Below are 18,000 nucleotides of genomic sequence, written 5' to 3' on the forward strand. Positions count from 1 at the left end.
ATCAGGCTTGCCTTTATACTACCGCGCGATTGTTTAGAAACTGCCCAAGTGAAACCAAATGGGAAATCTCCGGTGAAGTTCGTAAAGTATTTATTCATCCTTGCAGTCTGTTGCATTCTGCTGGGAGCAGGCTCGATTTACGGTTTGTACAAATATATTGAGCCACAGCTACCTGATGTCGCCACGCTCCGCGATGTGCGTCTCCAGATCCCGATGCAGGTCTATAGCGCCGATGGCGAGCTGATGGCGCAGTATGGCGAGAAGCGTCGTATCCCGCTGACCTTAAACCAAATTCCCCCCGTGATGGTGAAAGCTTTTATCGCCACGGAGGACAGCCGTTTCTACGAGCACCACGGTGTCGATCCGGTGGGGATTTTCCGTGCCGCAAGCATTGCGCTGTTCTCCGGTCATGCCTCCCAGGGGGCGAGCACCATTACGCAGCAGCTGGCGCGTAACTTCTTCCTCAGCCCTGAAAAGACGCTGACGCGTAAGATCAAAGAGGTGTTCCTGGCGATCCGCATTGAGCAGCTGCTGAGCAAGGACGAGATCCTTGAGCTGTACCTCAATAAAATTTACCTGGGCTACCGTGCCTATGGCGTGGGGGCAGCCGCGCAGGTGTACTTCGGTAAGCCTGTTGAGCAGCTCACCTTAAGCGAAATGGCAACCATTGCCGGTCTGCCAAAAGCGCCGTCCACGTTTAACCCGCTTTATTCGCTCGATCGCGCCACTTCACGTCGTAACGTCGTCCTGTCACGTATGCTGAGCGAAGGCTATATCAGCCAGAGCGAGTACGACCAGGCGCGTAACGACGTTATTGACGCCAATTATCATGCCCCTGAGATTGCCTTCTCTGCCCCTTATCTGACCGAAATGGTGCGCCAGGAGATGGTGAGCCGTTATGGCGACAAGGCCTATGAAGATGGCTATCGCGTGTACACCACCGTTACCCGCAAAGTGCAGCAGGCGGCTCAGGACGCGGTGCGCAATAACGTGATGGACTACGATATGCGTCACGGCTATCGCGGACCGTCGAACGTGCTCTGGAAAGTGGGCGAAAGCGCGTGGGATAGCAAAAAAATCACCAGCACGCTGAAGGCGCTGCCAACCTATGGTCCACTCCTTCCTGCCGTGGTGACGCAGGCCGATCCTCAGGAAGCCGTTGCGACGCTGGCGGACGGCACGTCCGTCTCCCTGCACATGGACGGTATTCGCTGGGCGCGTCCATACCGTTCGGACACCCTGCAGGGGCCAACGCCGCGCAAAGTGACCGACGTGGTTCAGACCGGGCAGCAGATTTGGGTGCGCAAGGTGGGCGATGCCTGGTGGCTGGCGCAGGTACCGGATGTGAACTCGGCTCTGGTGTCCATCAACCCGCAGAACGGGGCGGTAATGGCGCTGGTCGGCGGGTTCGATTTCAACCAGAGCAAATTCAACCGCGCCACGCAGGCGCTGCGTCAGGTCGGTTCCAACATCAAACCGTTCCTCTACACGGCAGCGATGGATAAGGGACTGACCCTTGCCAGCATCCTTAACGACGTGCCGATCTCCCGCTGGGATGCCGGTGCCGGTTCCGACTGGCAGCCGAAGAACTCTCCTGCGGAGTATGCCGGTCCTATTCGTCTTCGTCAGGGTCTTGGGCAGTCGAAAAACGTGGTGATGGTGCGTGCCATGCGCGCGATGGGCGTCGACTATGCGGCAGAGTACCTGCAGCGCTTCGGCTTCCCGGCGCAGAACATCGTTCGCACCGAGTCGCTGGCGTTAGGTTCAGCCTCCTTTACGCCGCTTCAGGTCGCGCGCGGGTACTCGGTGATGGCTAACGGCGGCTTCCTGGTTGACCCGTACTTCATCAGTAAAATCGAGAACGACCAGGGCGGCGTGCTGTTTGAAGCGAAGCCGAAAATTGCCTGCCCAGAGTGTGATATTCCGGTCATTTACGGCAATACGCCGAAATCCGAGGTGCTCGAAAACAAGGACATGGAAGACCCTGCCGTTTCTCAGGAGCAGCCAAATATCGTCTTGCCGCAGCCGCAGCTGGAGCAGGCCAACCAGTCGCTGGTGGCGCAAACCGGCGCGCAGGAGTACGCCCCGCACGTGATCAACACGCCGCTGGCGTTCCTGATCAAGAGCGCGCTGAACACCAACATCTTCGGTGAACCGGGCTGGCAGGGTACCGGCTGGCGAGCAGGGCGCGACCTGCAGCGCCACGATATCGGCGGTAAAACCGGGACAACCAACAGCTCGAAGGATGCATGGTTCTCCGGCTACGGGCCGGGCGTGGTGACGTCAGTCTGGATCGGTTTCGACGATCATCGCCGTGATTTAGGCCGTACCACGGCATCCGGCGCGATTAAAGATCAGATTTCCGGCTATGAAGGCGGTGCCAAAAGCGCGCAGCCGGCCTGGGATGCCTACATGAAATCCGTTCTTGAAGGCGTACCGGAGCAGCCGCTGACGCCGCCACCGGGCGTGGTGACGGTCAATATTGACCGCAGCACCGGCCAGCTTGCTAACGGCGGTAATAGCCGTGCCGAGTATTTCATCGAAGGTACACAGCCAACCACACAGGCGGTGCACGAGGTGGGTACAGAGATTATTGATAACGGCGAGACGCACGAGCTGTTCTGACAACAAAGCAAAACGGCAACCTCGGGTTGCCGTTTTTGTGTTTGCTCCCTCTCCCGTGGGAGAGGGTTGGGGTGAGGGCATCAGGCCACTACAATCTCCCCTGCCCCTTCAACCACTCGCGAACCAGGAACAGCGCGCTCACGTTGCGAGCCTCGTTAAAGTCAGGGTCTTCCAGCAGATCCATGAGATGCGCCAGCGGCCAGCGAACCTGCGGCAGCGGCTCTGGTTCATCTCCCTCCAGCGATTCAGGATAGAGACCTTCCGCCACCACGATGTTCATTTTGCTGGAAAAATAGGACGGCGCCATGCTCAGCTTTTTCAGGAACGACAGCTCGTTCGCGCCAAAACCCACCTCTTCTTTCAGCTCGCGGTTTGCCGCTTCAAAGACCGTTTCACCCGGGTCGATGAGCCCTTTCGAGAACCCAAGCTCGTAAGATTCCGTCCCCACGGCGTATTCGCGGATCAAAATCAGATGATCGTCGACGATAGGAACAATCATCACCGCTTCGCGCGAAGAGGGGCGCATACGCTCATAAACACGACGCACACCGTTGCTGAACTCCAGATCCACACTCTCGACATTAAACAGGCGCGATTTGGCGACAGTTTCAACGTTCAGAATGGTGGGTTTTTGTAGTGGTTTGCTCATCTTGATGGGGTCTTAGCAGTGTGAACTGGCGTTATTGTGCGATATGCCGCACGGTTTCGGCAATGTCAATTGTTCTTTATTTACATTTATGCAACGTAGCAGGGATCAATCCTCAATTCAAAACAAATGTCAAGAGGTTGAAATGTTTCCAGGAATTTGCTGATATCGCGCCATGACAGGCTTTGCTATCATCACCGGTCACTGGGATGCGCTTTAGAATGCTCAAGTTCGACTCCATACTTGCCGATAGCCAGCCACAGACTCTCATTCAATGTAAAGGTGCTACTGACTACACCTGTAAGATAAGTAAGATGGGGAAAGCATGAGCACCATTTTGATTGTTCTCGCTGCTATGCTGGTCAGCGCATTGATTGCAGGGTGGCTATACAGGCGACGCATACAGCGCCGTTACCGGCTGCCCTTTTTAAATGCCTTCGCGGGTGCGACAACCCGTAAACTCTCGCAAGACGAGCGTGATGCAGTTGAAAACTATCTCGAAACGCTTAACCGTTCTCAGTTAACGCCTGGGCCGACGGGAGCCACCGCTGCGCCTGTGGCGCTTAAGCTGAACGCGCAAAGTGACACCGTGCTCTGCGTGACGCGCTCCATCACGCGCTACGGCATTACAACTGACGACCCCAACAAGTGGCGCTACTACCTGGATTCCGTTGAGGTGCATCTGCCCCCGTCCTGGGAGCAGTACATTAACGACGAGAACAGCGTTGAGCTGATTCACACCGATTCGCTGCCGCTGGTAATCTCGCTCAACGGCCATACCCTGAATGACTATCTTCACGAAGCCCCGCGCTTTGCGCTGGAACGTGCCAGTTCAACGCAGGCCTCTATTCGTGGTGAAGAGACCGAGCAGATTGAGCTGCTGAATATTCGTCAGGAGACGCATGAGGAGTACGCCCTGAGCCGTCCGGACGGTATTCGTGAAGCCATCCTTATCGTTGCCGCTTTCCTGCTCTTTTTTGTCTGCCTGCTGACGCCGGACGTCTTTGTCCCGTGGCTGGCGGGTGGCGCAGTGCTGCTTCTTGCGGCCGGGCTGTGGGGGCTATTTGCCCCACCTGCCAAAACCTCGCTGCGGGAGATCCACTGCCTGCGCGGCACGCCAAAGCGCTGGGGCCTGTTCGGTGAGAACGATCAGGAGCATCTCAACAATATTTCACTCGGTATTATAGACCTGATCTACCCGCGCCACTGGCAGCCGTGGATTGCGCAGGATTTAGGGCAGAAAACCGATATTGATATCTACCTTGACCGCCACGTTGTGCGCCAGGGGCGCTTCCTGTCTCTGCATGATGAAGTGAAAAATTTCCCGCTTCAGCACTGGCTCCGCAGCACGGTCATCGCCGGCGGCGCCGCGCTGGTGTTTATCATGCTGCTGCTTTTCGTGCCGCTGGATATGCCCATCAAATTTACCCTGTCGTGGATCAAAGGCGCGCAGACCATCGAGGCGACCAGCGTCAACCAGCTCGATGAAGCGGGTGTACGGGTGGGCGATACGCTGCGCCTGAAAGGCACCGGGATGTGTAATATCCATACCCCGGGGGCGTGGAACACGCGCCAGAATTCACCGTTCACGCCGTTCGACTGTTCGCAAATTATCTGGAACGACGCCCCGCCGCTGCCGCTGCCGGAATCCGAAGTGGTGAATAAAGCCACGGCGCTGACCCAGACGGTCAACCGCCAGCTGCACCCGAAACCGGACGATGATTCACGCGTCAGCCCCGCGCTGCGTTCCGCCATTCAGAAATCAGGCATGATTCTGCTGGATGATTTTGGCGACATTGTCCTGAAAACCCAGGACCTATGCTCCTCGCAGGATGAATGCGTACGCCTCAAAAACGCGCTGGTTAACCTCGGGAACAGTAAAGACTGGGACTCGCTGGTGAAACGCGCCGAAGCGGGACGACTGGATGGCGTCAACGTGCTGCTGCGTCCGGTCAGCGCGGAATCGCTTGATAACCTGGTCGCCACCTCGACATCGCCGTTTATGATGCGCGAAACCACCCGGGCGGCTCAGGCGCTCAACAGTCCGGCGCCGGGCGGCTTTGTGATTGCCAGCGATGAAGGCAGCGACCTGGTCGATCAGCCTTACCCGCAGGTCGCGCTTTATGACTACCCGGCCCAGGAGCAGTGGAGCCAGTTCCAGCGTCTGGCGCAGATGCTGATGCAAACGCCGTTCAGCGCCGAAGGGATTGTCACAAGCATCTACACCGACGCCAACGGCACGCGCCATATCGGCCTGCACCGGATGCCGGACAGCGCAGGATTGTGGCGTTACATTGGCACCTCTCTGCTGATGATCGCCATGCTGATCGCCATTTTCTGGAACGGTTTTATGGCCCTGCGCCGCTATCAGCGCTCCCGCACCCGTCTGGCGGAGATCCAGCAATACTACGAGAATTGCCTCAATCCTAAGCTGATCCCCTCCTCTGAGAGCCTGATCTGATAACGTCGTTGCGCGACAAGATGTGCTACCCTGTCGCGCACGTTTCTTCTGGCTGGAGTTCCCCCCTATGCATCTTGATATCGACTGGCAGCAGGTCGACACCGTTCTGCTGGATATGGACGGCACGCTGCTCGATCTCGCCTTTGACAACTATTTCTGGCAAAAGCTGGTGCCGGAAACCTATGGTGAACAGCAGGGTATCTCCCCGGCAGAAGCGCAGGCGTTCATTCGTTCGCAATATAGCGCGGTGCAACATACGCTAAACTGGTACTGTCTGGACTACTGGAGCGAGCGCCTCGGTTTGGATATTTGTGCCATGACCACAGCCCAGGGACCACGCGCCGTGCTGCGCGAAGATACGGTTCCCTTCCTGGACGCGCTGAAAGCAAGCGGCAAGCGCCGTATTTTGCTGACCAACGCGCATCCACATAACCTGGCCGTGAAGCTGGAGCATACGGGGCTGGCATCGCACCTTGATTTATTACTTTCCACCCACACATTTGGTTATCCGAAAGAGGATCAGCGGCTGTGGCATGCGGTGAAGGAAGAGACCGGCCTGCAGCCGGAGCGCACGCTATTCATTGACGACAGCGAGCCCATTCTGGGTTCTGCGGCAACGTTTGGCATTCGCTATTGTCTGGGCGTCACTAATCCTGACTCTGGCCTGGCAGAGAAAAGCTATCTGCGCCATCCGGGACTGAACGACTACCGCCAGATGATCCCCTCACTGACCGTGAAGGAGACGCCATGAAAGAAAAGCCCTCAGACGGGGTAAGACTGGATAAATGGCTGTGGGCAGCCCGTTTTTATAAAACGCGCGCCCTTGCCCGCGAAATGGTTGACGGCGGTAAAGTGCATTACAACGGCCAACGCAGCAAACCGAGCAAGCTGGTTGAGCTGAACGCCACCTTAACGCTGCGCCAGGGCAACGACGAACGTACGGTAGTGATTAAAGCCATTACCGAACAGCGGCGGCCCGCATCGGAAGCCGTACTGCTTTACGAAGAGACGGCAGAAAGCGTTGAAAAGCGCGAGAAGACCGCGCTGGCGCGCAAAATGAATGCGCTGACCATGCCCCACCCGGACCGGCGACCGGATAAAAAAGAGCGCCGCGATCTGATGAAATTTAAACACGGTGAGAGCGAGTAACCCTCACCCGCACGAGAGATGAAAATGGCCCAACACGACCAATTACACCGCTATCTGTTTGAACAATTCGCCGTGCGCGGCGAGCTGGTCACCGTATCCGAAACCTGGAAACAGATTCTGGAAAACCACAACTACCCGCTGCCGGTGAAGACCCTGTTGGGCGAACTGCTGGTTGCCACCAGCCTGCTGACCGCAACGCTGAAGTTTGCCGGTGATATCACCGTGCAGCTGCAGGGTGACGGCCCAATGACGCTGGCGGTGATCAACGGCAATAACCAGCAGCAGATGCGCGGCGTGGCGCGCGTTCAGGGCGACGTGCCTGAAAATGCAGACCTCAAAACGCTGGTGGGCAATGGCTACCTGGTGATCACCATCTCCCCGGAGGAAGGTGAGCGCTATCAGGGCGTGGTCGGTCTGGAAGGCGATACCCTGGCAGCCTGCCTGGAAGATTACTTCATGCGCTCCGAACAGCTGCCAACGCGTCTGTTCATCCGTACCGGTGAAGTGGACGGCCAGCCTGCTGCGGGCGGCATGCTGCTGCAGGTTCTGCCAGCGCAGGACGCGCAGACCAATGACTTTGAGCATCTGGCGACGCTGACCGAAACCATCAAGGCGGAAGAGCTGTTCAACCTGTCGGCGACCGACGTGCTGTGGCGTCTGTATCACGAAGAAGAAGTGACCGTGTACGATCCGCAGTCCGTAGAGTTCAAATGCACCTGCTCGCGCGAGCGCTGCGCTGGCGCACTGAAAACCCTGCCGGATGAAGAGATCGACAGCATCATGGCTGAAGACGGCGAAATTGATATGCACTGTGACTACTGCGGTACGCACTACGTGTTCAATTCAATGGATATCGCTGAGATCCGCAATAACGCCTCCCCGGCGGATCCGCAGGTTCATTAATACGCTACCCCCTCACCCTGCCCTCTCCCCAAAGGGGAGAGGGTGTTTTAGTTCCCTCTCCCCTTTGGGGAGAGGGTTAGGGTGAGGGGAAAAAAATCCACCCAAAAGCTGAATCGTTTTCATAATGTAACCCTTACGTAGTTTTCTTACATGTATGCGATTACATTCACATTCTCTCCGATAAAATCACCAGCCCTTAACCTTTTCGGAACATTTTCCCCAACCAAAAAGCGATTCCTGCGATAATCCGCCTGCACTGTGACTGGAGTCGCAGCGTTTTCCGTTAGTAAGGGTTTTATCCAGATGCACAAATCTATGAGCCCCGTCGCGGTTAACATCCCCAGAAAAACCCTACAATTTCAGGCAGTACATATTGGCTAAGGAGCAGTGATATGCGTGTTACTGGTTTAACCCCGCAAGATCTCAAGGCTTATGGTATTCACGACGTCCAGGAAGTCGTCTACAACCCCGATTACGATACGCTGTATCAGGAAGAGCTCAATCCAGCACTGGAAGGATACGAGCGCGGTGTGTTGACGAACCTTGGTGCTATCGCCGTCGATACCGGTATCTTTACCGGTCGTTCGCCGAAAGATAAGTATATCGTCCGAGACGAAACCACCCGCGATACGCTGTGGTGGGCTGACAAGGGCAAAGGGAAGAACGACAACAAACCGCTCTCCCCGGAAACCTGGCAGCATCTGAAAGGGCTCGTCACCCATCAACTTTCCGGCAAGCGTCTGTTCATTGTCGACGCTTTCTGCGGCGCTAACGCCGACACCCGCCTTTCCGTGCGTTTCATTACCGAAGTGGCCTGGCAGGCGCATTTCGTTAAGAATATGTTTATTCGTCCGACCGACGAAGAGCTGCAGGACTTCACACCTGACTTCATCGTGATGAACGGTGCGAAATGCACTAACCCACAGTGGAAAGAGCAGGGTCTGAACTCCGAAAACTTCATCGCCTTCAACCTGACCGAGCGTATTCAGCTGATCGGCGGTACCTGGTACGGCGGCGAAATGAAGAAAGGGATGTTCTCGGTGATGAACTACCTGCTGCCGCTGCGCGGTATTGCCTCCATGCACTGCTCGGCGAACGTCGGCGAGAAAGGCGACGTGGCGGTATTCTTCGGTCTTTCCGGCACCGGGAAAACCACGCTCTCCACCGATCCAAAACGCCGTCTGATTGGCGATGACGAACACGGCTGGGACGATGACGGCGTGTTTAACTTCGAAGGCGGCTGCTACGCGAAGACCATTCGCCTGTCTGAAGAGGCCGAGCCGGATATCTTCCACGCGATCCGCCGCGACGCGCTGCTGGAAAACGTCACCGTACGTGCCGACGGCTCTATCGACTTCGACGATGCGTCAAAAACCGAAAACACACGCGTCTCTTATCCGATCTACCACATCGACAATATCGTGAAGCCGGTGTCAAAAGCGGGCCATGCCACGAAGGTGATTTTCCTGACGGCGGATGCGTTCGGCGTGCTGCCACCGGTTTCCCGCCTGACCGCCAGCCAGACGCAGTACCACTTCCTCTCAGGCTTTACCGCCAAGCTGGCGGGTACCGAGCGTGGCGTCACGGAGCCAACCCCAACCTTCTCCGCCTGCTTCGGTGCGGCATTCCTGTCGCTGCACCCGACGCAGTACGCAGAGGTGCTGGTGAAACGCATGCAGGCATCAGGCGCGCAGGCCTACCTGGTGAATACCGGCTGGAACGGCACCGGCAAGCGTATCTCTATCAAAGATACCCGCGCCATTATCGACGCCATTCTGGATGGTTCACTGGATAACGCCGAAACCTTCACGCTGCCGATGTTTGATCTGGCCATTCCGACGGAACTGCCGGGCGTGGACACGCGTATCCTCGACCCGCGCAATACCTACGGATCGCCGGAGCAGTGGCGCGAGAAGGCGGAATCGCTGGCGAAGCTGTTCATTGAGAACTTCGAGAAGTATACCGATACCCCGGCAGGTGAAGCGCTGGTGAGTGCGGGACCGAAGCTGTAGGTAAAAGCAAAAAGGCAACGAAAGTTGCCTTTTTTAATGTTTTCTCCCTCTCCCCGTGGGAGAGGACCGGGGTGATGGCATCAGGCCGCACCCTTTTTTTAACTCTCTTTCACCTGCCCCCGCGTCACCGGCACCGGTAGCCAGGCGCGAATGCTCAACCCGCCCCGCTCGCTGGTACCGATCTCCAGCAATCCGTTATGGTTATCCACAATACGCTGCACAATCGCCAGGCCTAAGCCCGTACCGCTGGTGCTGCGCGCGCTATCGCCGCGCACAAACGGCTGGAACAGATGCTTACGCTGCTCGGGCTTAATGCCCGGACCGTCGTCTTCCACCTGGAACCAGGCGCGGTTGAGTTCAGACCCGCTGCTGACCTTAATCCAGCCGTTACCGTAGCGCGCCGCGTTGACCACCATATTGGCGACGGCACGTTTGATGGAGAGCGGGTGCATACGAACCTGAATTTCACCGTCCTGAAGGTCAGTATCAATTTCACGCTCATAACCACTTTCTGCGGCCACCACTTCGCCCAGCACCGCGTTCAGATCGGCCATTTCCATCGGCATCTCCTGGCCGGTGCGCAGGTAGTCGATGAACTGCTCGATGATCGCGTTACACTCTTCGATGTCCTTGTTAATGGACTCGGCGAGATAACCGTCCTCTTCACCCATCATCTCCGTCGCCAGACGAATACGCGTTAGCGGGGTGCGAAGGTCATGACTGACGCCTGCCATCAGCAGCGTACGGTCGTCCGCCAGCTGCTTCACGCCTGCCGCCATATGGTTAAACGCTCGCGTTACTGAACGCACTTCCGAGGCACCATATTCGCGCAGTGGAGGAGGAATAATGCCTTTACCGACCTGCAGCGCCGCGTGCTCCAGGTCGACCAGCGGTCGGTTCTGGATACGGATAAACAGCCACGCGCCGCCTATCGCCAGCAGCATAATAGCCAGCGTGTAGCGGAACAGCGGTGAGAAATCGCCCTGATGGATTTCAGTCAGCGGAACGCGCACCCAGATGTTGGGTGACAGCCAGGTTTTCAGCCAGACGACGGGCGAGCTTTTGTTAACCTCAACGCGCACTTCCGTTGGGCCACCCAGCTGCTGCGCCATCTGCTGGCTGAGGAATTCATAGTGCTGCGCCCAGCGCAGGCCTGCGTCTTCCGCTGCCTCATTCGAGTAGAGCGAAATGCCCAGTTCACGGTAGATTTCACGGCGAAATGCCGGGGGAACAACCAGCTGCGTACCGTCCTCCAGCTGCAGCTTATCGGTCATCAGCATACGCACTTCGTAGGCCAGGACCTTATTAAACTGCTGGAGGCTCGGCAGGATCGCAAAGTTCAGCACCACCAGGTAGGTCGTCACCAGGCTGACGAACAGCAGGGTGACGATCAGCAGCAGGGTGCGGGCAAATGAGCTTCGCGGCGAGAAGCGCATTCGCCTCATGCTTTAGAGCCGTCCGGGACAAATACGTAGCCCAGACCCCACACGGTCTGAATATAACGAGGATGCGCCGGATCTTCTTCTACCATGCGGCGCAGGCGGGAGATCTGCACGTCGATGGAGCGTTCCATTGCGGAGTATTCGCGACCGCGCGCCAGGTTCATCAGCTTATCGCGGGAAAGCGGCTCGCGCGGGTGGCTGACCAGCGCTTTCAGTACGGCAAACTCGCCGCTGGTGAGCGGCATTGGCTCATCTTCACGGAACATCTCGCGCGTGCCGAGGTTCAGCTTGAACTTGCCGAAGGCAATCACCGCTTCTTCCTGAGACGGCGCGCCCGGCAGCTCGTTCGCCTGACGGCGCAGCACGGCGCGAATACGCGCCAGCAGCTCGCGCGGGTTAAACGGTTTTGGAATGTAGTCATCCGCGCCGATTTCGAGGCCCACAATACGGTCAACCTCTTCACCCTTCGCCGTCACCATAATGATTGGCATCGGGTTGCTCTGGCTGCGCAGACGGCGGCAGATAGAAAGCCCGTCTTCACCCGGCAGCATCAGGTCGAGAACCATCAGGTGGAAAGATTCGCGGGTCAGCAGACGGTCCATCTGCTCAGCGTTCGCGACGCTACGAACCTGGAAGCCCTGCTCGGTCAGATAACGCTCAAGCAGCGCGCGCAGGCGCATGTCGTCATCCACGACCAGAATTTTGTAGTTCTCTTGCATTGTGTGTACTCCCAAAGGTTCGGATAGTCTTTGTAACAGCGTATTCTAAAAAAGTGCACGTATTCGACCAGTTAATTCTGGTATAAATTCTAGTCGAAATTGTTACAAAGCATATTTAACAGCAGCTTATCTGTTCATTTCATCACATAAATCATTATTAATCTTGTCTGTTACACTGTGCGCTACGTATTGTGCGCAAAGACAGTTAACCGGCATTAAAGGCTGCATCATGAAAACGCCCCTGATCACCCGCGAAGGGTACGAGAAGCTCAAAAAAGAGATGGATTACCTGTGGCGCGAAGAACGTCCTGAGGTGACCAAAAAGGTGACCTGGGCGGCCAGCCTGGGCGATCGCAGCGAGAACGCGGACTACCAGTACAATAAAAAGCGCCTGCGCGAAATTGACCGCCGGGTACGCTACCTGACCAAATGTCTTGAGAATCTGAAAATTGTCGATTACTCCCCGCAGCAGGAGGGCAAAGTGTTCTTCGGCGCGTGGGTGGAGATTGAAAACGACGACGGTGACACCCTGCGTTTTCGCATTGTCGGCTACGATGAAATTTTTGGTCGTAAAGATTACATCTCCATCGACTCCCCGATGGCCCGCGCGCTGCTGAAAAAGGAAGTGGGTGACCTGGCCGTCGTTCAGACCCCAGCGGGTGAAGCCAGCTGGTACGTTAATGAGATCGTCTACGTAAAATAGTCCGAGAGCGCCCTCCCCGGCTGGCATTTTGCCGTGTCAGCCCGTATAACTATCCCCTGATTTTTGACCCACAAGATGATAAAGCCATGATGAAAGATTCGCTCTGCTGCATTATTGCGGGTGAACTTCAGGCCAGAGCCGAACAGGTAGAAGCTGCCGTTCGCCTGCTTGATGAAGGGAACACCGTGCCGTTTATTGCACGTTATCGTAAGGAAGTCACAGGCGGTCTGGATGACACGCAGCTGCGTAACCTGGAGACCCGTCTGGGCTATCTGCGCGAGCTGGAAGAACGTCGTCAGGCGATCCTTAAATCCATCGGCGAACAGGGCAAGCTGACCGGCGAACTGGAAAGCGCCATTAACGGCACCCTGAGCAAAACCGAACTCGAAGATCTCTATCTGCCGTACAAACCGAAGCGCCGCACCCGCGGGCAGATTGCGATTGAAGCGGGCCTTGAGCCGCTGGCAGACCTGCTGTGGAACGAGCCTTCTCACGACCCGGAAACCGAAGCGGCCAAATTTATCGACGCCGACAAAGGCGTCGCGGACACCAAGGCTGCTCTGGACGGCGCGCGCTACATTCTGATGGAACGCTTCGCGGAAGACGCCGCCCTGCTGGCCAAAGTGCGTGATTATCTGTGGAAGAACGCCCACATCGTCTCTACCGTCGTCGCGGGCAAAGAGGAAGAAGGCGCGAAGTTCCGCGACTACTTCGATCACCACGAACCGATTTCAACCACTCCTTCTCACCGCGCGCTGGCGATGTTCCGCGGGCGCAACGAAGGCGTGCTCCAGCTCTCCCTGAACGCCGACCCGCAGTTTGACGAGCCGCCGAAAGAGAGCCACTGCGAGCAGATTATCATCGACCATCTCGGCCTGCGCCTGAACAACGCCCCGGCGGACAGCTGGCGCAAAGGCGTGGTGAGCTGGACCTGGCGCATCAAGGTGCTGATGCACCTGGAAACCGAGCTGATGGGCACCGTGCGCGAGCGCGCCGAAGATGAAGCGATCAACGTCTTCGCCCGTAACCTGCACGACCTGCTGATGGCTGCCCCTGCGGGCCTGCGCGCCACCATGGGTCTCGATCCGGGCCTGCGTACCGGCGTCAAGGTCGCTGTGGTTGACGGCACCGGCAAGCTGGTCGCCACCGACACCATTTACCCGCATACCGGGCAGGCAGCGAAAGCCGCCGTCGTGGTGGCGGCGCTGTGCGAGAAGTACAACGTGGAGCTGGTTGCCATCGGTAACGGCACCGCATCACGCGAAACCGAGCGTTTCTACCTCGACGTGCAGAAGCAGTTCCCGAAAGTGACGGCACAGAAAGTGATCGTCAGCGAAGCGGGCGCATCGGTCTACTCCGCCTCTGAGCTGGCGGCGCAGGAGTTCCCTGACCTGGACGTTTCCCTGCGCGGTGCGGTCTCCATCGCCCGTCGCCTGCAGGATCCGCTGGCCGAACTCGTGAAGATCGACCCGAAATCCATCGGCGTGGGCCAGTACCAGCACGACGTGAGCCAGACGCAGCTGGCGCGCAAGCTGGACGCGGTAGTGGAAGACTGCGTAAACGCCGTCGGCGTGGATCTGAACACCGCTTCCGTTCCCCTGCTGACCCGCGTGGCGGGCTTAACCCGCATGATGGCGCAAAACATCGTGGCCTGGCGCGATGAGAACGGCCAGTTCCAGAACCGTCAGCAGCTGCTGAAGGTAAGTCGCCTGGGGCCAAAAGCCTTTGAGCAGTGCGCGGGCTTCCTGCGCATCAACCACGGCGATAACCCGCTGGATGCCTCTACCGTTCACCCGGAAGCGTACCCGGTTGTTGAGCGCATCCTGGCCGCGACTCAGCAGGCGCTTAAAGACCTGATGGGCGACAGCGGCGCCCTGCGCAACCTGAAAGCGGTGGACTTCACCGACGACAAATTCGGCGTGCCTACCGTCACCGATATCATCAAAGAGCTGGAAAAACCGGGCCGCGATCCGCGTCCTGAGTTCAAAACGGCGACCTTTGCTGACGGCATCGAGACCATGAACGATCTCCTGCCGGGCATGGTGCTGGAAGGCGCGGTGACCAACGTCACCAACTTCGGCGCGTTTGTGGATATCGGCGTGCATCAGGACGGTCTGGTGCATATCTCTTCCCTTGCCGACAAGTTCGTTGAAGACCCGCACACCGTGGTCAAAGCGGGCGACATCGTGAAGGTGAAGGTGCTGGAAGTGGATCTGCAGCGCAAGCGTATTGCCCTGACCATGCGTCTGGACGAGCAGCCGGGCGACACCAACGCGCGCCGTGGCGGCAATGGCGGAGGCCGCGAGCAGCAGCGTCCGGCCGCGAAAGCCGCAAAACCGCGCGGGCGTGACGCCCAGCCTGCGGGCAACAGCGCGATGATGGACGCGCTGGCGGCGGCGATGGGTAAGAAACGCTAAGGCAACAACCCCCTCACCCTAACCCTCTCCCCACAGGGGAGAGGGAACTTGAACACCCTCGCCCCTTTGGGGAGAGGGCCGGGGTGAGCGGAATAAAATCATCCCGAAATATATGAAACCGATTGCACACCCATATTTAAACCGCTATTTATCACTCCATTAACAAATACGTTTTTTATTCCTTCCCGGGTAATTCTGCAAATATTGAGCAAGGTCAATCAGACCGCAAATTAATACGATTAACAACATCCCGTCACATTTTTATTATTGCTGATAAAAACTATTCTCATTATCATCGCAGTGTAGATTATTTAACCTCTCGTGGAATCAGGCATTATGCAATTCACTCCAGACAGTGCATGGAAAATTACCGGTTTTACCCGCGAAATTAGCCCGGCCTATCGGCAGAAGCTGCTGTCACTAGGCATGCTGCCCGGCTCATCATTCCAGGTCGTGCGTGTGGCGCCGTTGGGCGATCCTGTTCATATCGAAACCCGGCGCGTGAATCTGGTTCTGCGCAAAAAAGACCTCGCATTAATTGAAGTTGAATCTTTATCCCGTTAACAAGCCAGCGGTTTCGGTGGGTCTAATACAATGAAAAAATTAACTATTGGCTTAATTGGCAATCCTAATTCCGGCAAGACAACCTTATTTAATCAGTTAACCGGCGCGCGCCAGCGCGTGGGAAATTGGGCAGGCGTAACGGTTGAACGTAAAGAAGGACAGTTCACGACAACGGACAATCAGGTCACCCTGGTTGACCTTCCCGGCACCTATTCCTTAACCACGATTTCATCCCAGACGTCGCTCGACGAGCAAATTGCCTGCCACTATATTCTTGGCGGCGACGCGGATCTGCTGATCAACGTGGTCGACGCCTCTAACCTCGAGCGAAACCTTTACCTGACGCTGCAGCTGCTTGAGCTGGGGATCCCCTGCATCGTGGCGCTTAACATGCTCGACATTGCGGAAAAACAAAAGCTGCGCATCGACGTCGATGCGCTCTCCGCGCGCCTGGGCTGTCCGGTGGTTCCGCTGGTCTCGACCCGCGCTCGCGGTATCGACGCCCTGAAGCTGGCGATTGACCGCCACGCGGGAAACCGCGACGTTGAGCTGGTGCACTACGCCCAGCCGCTGCTGCGCGAAGCCGATCTGCTGGCGCAGGAGATGGACAAAAATATGCCTGCGAAACAGCGTCTCTGGCTCGGCCTGCAGATGCTGGAAGGGGATATCTACAGCCGCGCCTATGCCGGACATGCGGCGGATAAGCTGGACGTGGCCCTCGCCCGTCTCAGCGACGAGCTCGACGACCCGGCGCTGCACATCGCCGATGCGCGTTATCAGGCCATTGCGTCAATTTGCGACGTGGTCAGCAACGCGCTTACCGCAGAGCCCAGCCGCTTTACGGCGGCGGTGGATAAAATTGTGCTCAACCGCTTCCTCGGTTTACCCATCTTCCTGCTGGTGATGTACGTGATGTTCCTTCTCGCGATTAACATCGGCGGCGCGCTGCAGCCGATTTTTGACGCCGGTTCCGTCGCGGTCTTCGTACACGGTATTCAGTGGGTAGGTTACACCCTGCACTTCCCGGAATGGCTGACCATCTTCCTCGCCCAGGGGATCGGCGGCGGTATCAACACCGTGCTGCCGCTGGTGCCGCAGATCGGCATGATGTATCTGTTCCTCTCGTTCCTGGAAGATTCCGGCTACATGGCGCGCGCCGCCTTCGTGATGGACCGCCTGATGCAGGCGCTGGGCCTGCCGGGTAAATCCTTCGTCCCGCTGATCGTCGGCTTCGGCTGTAACGTGCCGTCGGTAATGGGCGCGCGCACCCTGGATGCACCGCGTGAACGTCTGATGACCATCATGATGGCGCCGTTTATGTCCTGCGGCGCGCGTCTGGCAATCTTTGCCGTCTTCGCGGCGGCCTTCTTTGGCCAGCAGGGCGCGCTGGCGGTCTTCTCGCTGTACGTGCTGGGTATCGTGATGGCGATCCTGACCGGATTAATGCTCAAGCACACCATCATGCGCGGTGAAGCGTCACCGTTTGTAATGGAGCTTCCGGTCTATCACGTCCCGCATCTGAAAAGCCTGGCGATCCAGACCTGGCAGCGCCTGAAAGGCTTCGTGCTGCGCGCCGGTAAGGTGATTGTTATTGTCAGTATTTTCCTGAGCGCGCTGAACAGCTTCACCCTCACCGGTCAGGCGGCAGATAACATCAACGACTCTGCCCTCGCCTCCGTCAGCCGCGTCATCACGCCGGTCTTCAAACCGATTGGCGTGCAGGAGGATAACTGGCAGGCAACCGTGGGCCTGTTCACCGGTGCGATGGCGAAAGAGGTGGTCGTCGGGACCCTGAACACGCTCTACACCGCAGAGAACATCCAGGAGCAGGAATTTAACCCGGCGGAGTTTCACCTCGGTGACGAACTGCTGGGTGCCCTTGAGGAAACCTGGCAGAGCCTGAAAGACACCTTCAGCCTGAGCGTGCTGGCGAACCCGATTGAGGCCAGCAAAGGCGACGGCGAAATGGCGACCGGTGCCATGGGCGTGATGGGCGAGAAGTTTGGCAGCGCGTCTGCGGCCTACAGCTACCTCATCTTCGTTCTGCTCTATATTCCGTGCATCTCGGTGATGGGGGCGATTGCCCGCGAGTCCAGCCGCGGCTGGATGGGCTTCTCCATCCTGTGGGGGCTGAATATCGCCTACTCTCTGGCGACGCTGTTTTATCAGACCGTTAACTTCAGCCAGCACCCGCGCTACAGCCTGGTCAGCATCCTGGCGGTCGTGCTGTTTAACGTGATTGTGATTGGCCTGCTGCGCCGGGCGCGGAGCCGCGTTGATATCAACCTGCTGGCAACGCGTAAAACCCCAACCACCTGCTGCAACAGCCCGGCTGGCGACTGTCACTAAGGGGAAAACA

General features: G+C 57.5%; 13 protein-coding genes. 10 read left to right on the forward strand and 3 right to left on the reverse strand.

The window, feature by feature from the left end; all coding sequences use genetic code 11:
* Window positions 1–72 precede the first annotated feature (72 nt).
* Window positions 73–2,625 carry a peptidoglycan glycosyltransferase/peptidoglycan DD-transpeptidase MrcA gene (mrcA, locus tag USG84_RS17745; RefSeq protein WP_253543386.1) on the forward strand — a complete coding sequence of 851 codons (2,553 nt, stop codon included), beginning with the start codon at window positions 73–75 and terminating at the stop codon, window positions 2,623–2,625.
* Between the two features lie 88 nt (window positions 2,626–2,713).
* Here the strand turns inward: mrcA and nudE are convergent, their stop codons facing one another.
* Window positions 2,714–3,274 (reverse strand): ADP compounds hydrolase NudE, encoded by a 561-nt coding sequence (gene nudE / locus USG84_RS17750; protein ID WP_151412435.1) that lies wholly within the window; start codon window positions 3,272–3,274, stop codon window positions 2,714–2,716.
* Window positions 3,275–3,596: 322 nt separating this feature from the next.
* Here nudE and USG84_RS17755 point away from each other — a divergent pair, with 322 nt between their 5' ends.
* The 5 genes from USG84_RS17755 to pckA all read left to right on the forward strand — a co-directional run bounded on the left by USG84_RS17755 (window position 3,597) and on the right by pckA (window position 9,796).
* Entirely contained in the window at window positions 3,597–5,732 is a 2,136-nt protein-coding gene (locus USG84_RS17755) for an intracellular growth attenuator family protein (RefSeq protein ID WP_320738402.1), read from the forward strand.
* Window positions 5,733–5,799: 67 nt separating this feature from the next.
* Complete coding sequence (gene yrfG / locus USG84_RS17760; RefSeq protein WP_151412434.1) at window positions 5,800–6,483, forward strand: GMP/IMP nucleotidase; 684 nt, start codon at window positions 5,800–5,802, stop codon at window positions 6,481–6,483.
* A complete protein-coding gene (hslR, locus tag USG84_RS17765; RefSeq protein ID WP_028014669.1) occupies window positions 6,480–6,881 on the forward strand; it encodes a ribosome-associated heat shock protein Hsp15 in 402 nt (133 codons plus the stop codon). The genes yrfG and hslR overlap by 4 nt, the downstream gene beginning before the upstream one ends.
* An 18-nt stretch (window positions 6,882–6,899) precedes the next feature.
* A complete protein-coding gene (hslO, locus tag USG84_RS17770) occupies window positions 6,900–7,784 on the forward strand; it encodes an Hsp33 family molecular chaperone HslO (protein ID WP_161495995.1) in 885 nt (294 codons plus the stop codon).
* Window positions 7,785–8,176: 392 nt separating this feature from the next.
* A complete protein-coding gene (pckA, locus tag USG84_RS17775; protein ID WP_045259359.1) occupies window positions 8,177–9,796 on the forward strand; it encodes a phosphoenolpyruvate carboxykinase (ATP) in 1,620 nt (539 codons plus the stop codon).
* A gap of 98 nt (window positions 9,797–9,894) precedes the next feature.
* On the opposite strand, the gene envZ is transcribed toward pckA, so the two are convergent.
* Window positions 9,895–11,241, reverse strand: coding sequence for a two-component system sensor histidine kinase EnvZ (gene envZ, locus USG84_RS17780; RefSeq protein ID WP_045259360.1), 1,347 nt, complete (start codon window positions 11,239–11,241; stop codon window positions 9,895–9,897).
* Window positions 11,238–11,957 (reverse strand): two-component system response regulator OmpR, encoded by a 720-nt coding sequence (ompR, locus tag USG84_RS17785; protein ID WP_001157751.1) that lies wholly within the window; start codon window positions 11,955–11,957, stop codon window positions 11,238–11,240. Before ompR ends, envZ begins: the two co-directional genes overlap by 4 nt.
* Window positions 11,958–12,186: 229 nt before the next feature.
* On the opposite strand from ompR, the gene greB reads away from it, so the two are divergent.
* From greB to feoB, 4 genes are all read left to right on the forward strand, one after another.
* The gene (gene greB / locus USG84_RS17790; RefSeq protein WP_014885539.1) at window positions 12,187–12,660 is read left to right on the forward strand and encodes a transcription elongation factor GreB; all 474 of its coding nucleotides are present in this window, start codon (window positions 12,187–12,189) and stop codon (window positions 12,658–12,660) included.
* A gap of 86 nt (window positions 12,661–12,746) precedes the next feature.
* Window positions 12,747–15,077, forward strand: coding sequence for a Tex family protein (locus USG84_RS17795; protein ID WP_253543388.1), 2,331 nt, complete (start codon window positions 12,747–12,749; stop codon window positions 15,075–15,077).
* A gap of 336 nt (window positions 15,078–15,413) precedes the next feature.
* Window positions 15,414–15,641 (forward strand): ferrous iron transporter A, encoded by a 228-nt coding sequence (feoA, locus tag USG84_RS17800; protein WP_006177893.1) that lies wholly within the window; start codon window positions 15,414–15,416, stop codon window positions 15,639–15,641.
* A gap of 30 nt (window positions 15,642–15,671) precedes the next feature.
* Complete coding sequence (gene feoB, locus USG84_RS17805; RefSeq protein WP_253543389.1) at window positions 15,672–17,990, forward strand: Fe(2+) transporter permease subunit FeoB; 2,319 nt, start codon at window positions 15,672–15,674, stop codon at window positions 17,988–17,990.
* Window positions 17,991–18,000 lie beyond the last annotated feature (10 nt).

Source organism: Enterobacter sp. 168J2 (assembly GCF_034107265.1).
GTDB lineage: Bacteria > Pseudomonadota > Gammaproteobacteria > Enterobacterales > Enterobacteriaceae > Enterobacter > Enterobacter nematophilus.